The following is a 4,946-nucleotide window of genomic DNA, read 5'->3' as shown; positions in this document are numbered from 1 at the left end:
AATGGAGATTTATCTCCATCTTTGATTAAAAGCAATACACCAACAATAGAACCCAAGAAGCCAACAGTTCAACCTGAAGTACCCACGGCAGAACCCAAGATACCGGCAATAACTGTGCCTGAAACGGAGTTTACACCAAAGCCGGAGTTACAGATCCAACCAGAGCTGCAGATTCCTGATGCTACCATTGCAGAAACAACTGATTTGAAACTAAACGGCTTTATGATCAAGAATGTGCCTAAAGATGCAATATCAGCAGGCAAAGGTGAAGGAAAGCTGGTGGTAGGACAATTTTCTATACCTGTATCTCTTACCATTAAAAAGGTATCTCTGGATAAGACCGTCACTGATGGTTCTGCTGAATTATTGAGTACTGTAACCCTGGGCGATACAGGCATATATTTTACTGAGCTGGAGCTAAAGGCAGAAGGTGATGCAAAAGTAAGCGGGTCTATCAGCAAGGCCTCAAGAAGTATCATGGGAGATCTGAAAATGCTGGAATTTAATCAGAGCAAGCTGGATCCCAAAGGTATTATCCATATATATAGCATTCCCTATTTCCACTATCAGAATCTGATTTTTAAAGGACTGGGGAAAATAACTGTGAATTTTGGAAATATAGGCAATACGGCGGGAATATCAATAGAAAATACTATTGGCTCTTTTGAAAATATTTATGGTGCAGGCTTTATCAATTTGCACAGGGGAATTGCTGAGAGCAATCTAGGCTTTGAGACCATTGATAATACAGGTCTTCATTACGCTTATGAAATGGTCTCATTTGATCAGGAGGGCAGGCTTGACGGCATATTTACCATCGATGTGAATCGCACCATGAGGATGGTTATACCTGCAGGATTATGCATAAAGACCAATGATTCCAAATTGGTATACAATGACGGCCGGGTGGATACTGCCAGAAGCTATATCAACGGGATAGTTCTGACCCCTTTTGAAACTTTTGCAGATTCAATAGCACCGCAGCCTAATTCTCCAGCACAGGAAACAGTGATAAACCAGCAAATATTGGATTTCTTAATGAGTGGTAACCAAGATTCAGCATCTCAGTACGAGGACCTGTTGGACAGCTGTTTATACTATATGACTCAGTCGGTGCAAAGCAATGCTCTTTTGATATTCCCTGACAGCAGAGAATTGGAGGAAAGCTGTTCTGCCGTTCCATTCAGGGTAAACAACTGGGATGGCTGTGGCTTCATGATACAGGATACAATGATGACACCCTCAGGAGTTCCCCTTTATGATGCTGGGAAATTAACCAAGGAGCAAGAAGAAGAGCAAAAGGATGCGAAGCTGGGTATAACACCGGGAACAGTGGCGCTGGATTTGAGACGGGATTCATATTATCAAGGCCAGTCACCTGATGATACAAAGATTCCTGAGTGGATGGGCATTGTTATAAAGCATGGACATATATCCATGCCTACTAAATATATAGAAGATGATAATGGCAAGCCAATAACTTTCACACTATCACCCGGTGAGCTTTTGTATGACCAGAACGGTTTTTGTTATCAGAATCAAGCCTATACTCCCGAAGGCATTCCGGCCGATTTTGAGTCAGAGCTTGGGACCTATGAAGATGTTATTGTGAGGAATATAGTGCTGGATCTTTACAACAATATGGCAGATCTTGAGATAGATGCTGATATAGGGGTCCCATTATTCCAACGAAGACTCAAGGTCAAACTGATGAAAGACGATAAATCAGGATTATTTGTATGCAATATAGCCAAGACAGATAAGTTCGATCCTGCAGGAGACGGTCAGGTGAAGGTGCAGATTGACGGCGGTTATATGGATGATTTAGGCATGCATATTGACGGAACCTTGGATCTGGTGCTGGAAGGCGGAGGAAAAGGGCTGAAGCTAATGAATGCAGCGTTCAGCGACCTGATAATTCCTGCAGATAATAAGATGAATAAGCTGGAAAGTGAAGAAGGCAGGGGAGTTTACGGAACAGCCCTCTTCAACAAGCCATATACGGTAAAATTCCATGACTTTCCAATACAGCTAAGGGCATTATCTCTGATTTCAAAACCCCTAAGCATGGTTGTTCAGACGAGAGATGGTACCGGTATTTCTCCGGATGAATACTACGGCAGGACATATAACACTACCATGACTCTATGGGGAGGCATGCAGTTATCTGATAACCTGACTATGAATACCGAGAAGGATGCGGATAGAATAGTGGTCCAGGGAGTTTTCAACAGCCCTAAGATTTCATATGAGAACTGTGCATCAGAAATGAATCTCAACTTTGATGACTTTATGGATATAAAAGGAGTTGCCATCTCAGCGAAAAAGTCAGGGCAAACCGCTGCTTTAGAAGGAGTACCGGAGGATGTAGTCGAGTATGATCTGGATAAGCTTCAAATGTTGTGCAGTGCCTTCAGTTCAATGGAATACGGAACATTCAAGGTTGAAGGACGAATAGGTTTTGATAGGAAGAGAGACCGTTATTTCTTCGGAGTGGCATCCTATTATACAGGACCGGGAATTCCATATGGCTTCGGTGAAATCTTCAATATGGGCAGCCTGTTTGCTTACAACATGGATATGCCAACAAAAACTGACGGTACTTTTGACATACCTCTTCAGCAGCAAGCTTTGATGGGTACGCTTAAGAAGATGGAGGTAAATAAATCAAACAGCGGTAATTATGTGTTTGCAGCAGCCTTTGACAGCACTGTAAGAGTATTAGGTTATAAGATAGGTGAACTAAAGAATGCGGCCCTTATAGTTGAAAAAGGCCCTACAGTTGAAATGAGCAGCCAATTTTGGGGGCCGACAACAATATCAGGACTGACTACCGGAAATCCGCTTAGCCCCATCGGCGAAGCAAAAATAGGATATTATCATAAGAACCGTTTGTTTAAAATGAGCATCGCCCTTTTGGGTGCTGATATGTTCGGCTTATCCGTTAGCGGCACCACAGGCTTTGAATTATGCCCCGACTATTGGGAGTTCTATATGGGATATCCTGATATGATGATGGCATCTTTCCATGGCCTGGATGCTGGTTTTGGCTTTGCTATAAGGAATTCGTCCATTGATGACAGCTACATCAAGGCAAGGGTTCATGTAGGCTATGATACGGGACACGTTGATATTGGAATTGTTTATGTGAGAGGGTTTTTGGCAGTAGGAGGAGAGCTGGGCATCAGCGAGGCTTTAGATGATAAAACAAAATTATGGCTTAGTGCATACCTCCAAGGCGGCATAGAAGGCGGCGTGGTAGCTCTTGGCAAACGTTTTGAAGTAATAAGCCTGATGCTGAACGCCAATGGTCAGCTTGTGGCCCAGGAGGGTTCAGGCTGGCACCTCAGTGCCCATGCTAGAATAAGATACCATGTGGACTTGGTGATAAAAGATATAAGCGGTTCTGTGGGATGGCATATAAGCAAAGATTTTTAGGGTGAAGTATTGCAGTTCAGGTGGAGTCTTTGACTTGACCTGAACTGTGAATGATATTATTAATCAGGGGGTAATAACATGAGCAAAAAATGTACGGTGTTTTTCATATGTCTGGTATTTCTAATGGGAATTACTATTGGAGCCGTGGGAGCAAGCAATCAGGAAGAAATCAAAGCTTTTCTTGACTACAGCCTGAAAATAAAGTTAAATGGGAGAGATTTCAATCCTGTAGGAGCTGATGGAAAGGAAATAAAGCCAATAATATATAAAAGTACAACTTATCTTCCTGTTAGAGCTATAGGCGAAGCTCTCTCTATTGCCGTAGACTATGATGGCAAGACCCATACCGTGTACTTGGGGGAGAAGGATCGAATTCCGGTAGAAGGGAAAGACTATGTTAATAATTATACCAGCCAATACAGTATCGACAAAAACCAGCTTATTGTCAATGGTAAAGAGTATAAATGGGGCATAGTCTACACAGGAACAGCGGGTTATTATGAATTCAGCGGTTTTGTACATCCTAACGGGAATTACCAGAAATTTGGCGGTGTAGCATGTATGGAGGATTTGGATAATACCACCGATGAAGTGACCATCAAGATAAGGGAAAATGATTATCAGGGAAAGGTTTTGAAGGAGCTTGTCATAAAAAAAGGCGAATCCATACCTTTTGAAATAGATATTCCCAAAATCAAAACTTTATATATACAGAACTTAGTCAGTGACAGGGTTCCCAAAAGCACTAATCCGGATATAATGATGATTGCAGAGCCATATTTTAAATAATTAATTGTAATGTAAATTATAACTTGAATTCCAAATTTTATTAATGATACAATAATAATATATAGAATTTGGAAGGATGATCAAGGTGAATGAAGAAAGAATACTTGATCTCGTGACTTCCATTGGAGAGTCCAATGATATTATAGAAATCCGAAGGCTAGCTTTAGAAATAGTATCAATACTAGAAAATAGCAGCACTTTGGATATGCCATCCAAATATCCTTATTTTGACTTGCTCACTCTCCGCGAAAGAGAGATTGTACGATTAGTCTTATCCGGTGAATCAAACCAAGAGATAGCAGAGGAATTGGGATTGTCTATCAATACTGTAAAGATGCATATGCAAAACATTTTTATAAAGCTTGGGATAAGAAGACGGTGCCAATTGTTTAATCGAGACCTTGGAAGATAATATGATTATGAGTGATGATTTCACTCATTTTCTTTTTTTGACCCTATTACAGTATATACAGTATAATATTATCAACAAATACATATGAATATTCAAAAATACGGGAGGTTATATAGATGAAAAACAATATCATTAGGGATATTAAACTTGCTCCTTCGGGACATAAAAAGATTGAATGGGTTAAAAGAAATATGCCTGTGCTTTCCAGGATAGAAGAAGAGTTCACAAAGAATAAGCCTTTCACAGGAAAAAGAATTGTAATGTCAATACATCTTGAAGCAAAGACTGCCTATCTTGCAAAGGTTTT

At 40.7% G+C, this 4,946-nt stretch carries 3 protein-coding genes and 1 pseudogene; all 4 read left to right on the top strand.

From position 1 onward, the window contains the following. Nucleotides 1-3,438, top strand: a pseudogene (locus ACESM9_RS14440) (hypothetical protein); the annotation flags it as partial. Nucleotides 3,439-3,516: 78 nt separating this feature from the next. Further along, the gene (locus ACESM9_RS14435) at nt 3,517-4,227 is read left to right on the top strand and encodes a stalk domain-containing protein (RefSeq protein ID WP_373000218.1); all 711 of its coding nucleotides are present in this window, start codon (nt 3,517-3,519) and stop codon (nt 4,225-4,227) included. Between the two features lie 76 nt (nt 4,228-4,303). Then, nucleotides 4,304-4,639, top strand: a complete 336-nt coding sequence (locus ACESM9_RS14430) for a response regulator transcription factor (protein WP_373000215.1) — start codon at nt 4,304-4,306, stop codon at nt 4,637-4,639. A gap of 116 nt (nt 4,640-4,755) precedes the next feature. Then, a partial coding sequence (locus ACESM9_RS14425; RefSeq protein ID WP_373000212.1) for an adenosylhomocysteinase occupies nt 4,756-4,946 on the top strand: 191 nt, incomplete at its 3' end.

The organism is Lutispora sp., assembly GCF_041687175.1.
Lineage (GTDB): Bacteria > Bacillota > Clostridia > Lutisporales > Lutisporaceae > Lutispora.
This window is presented reverse-complemented; position numbering and strand designations above follow the sequence as displayed.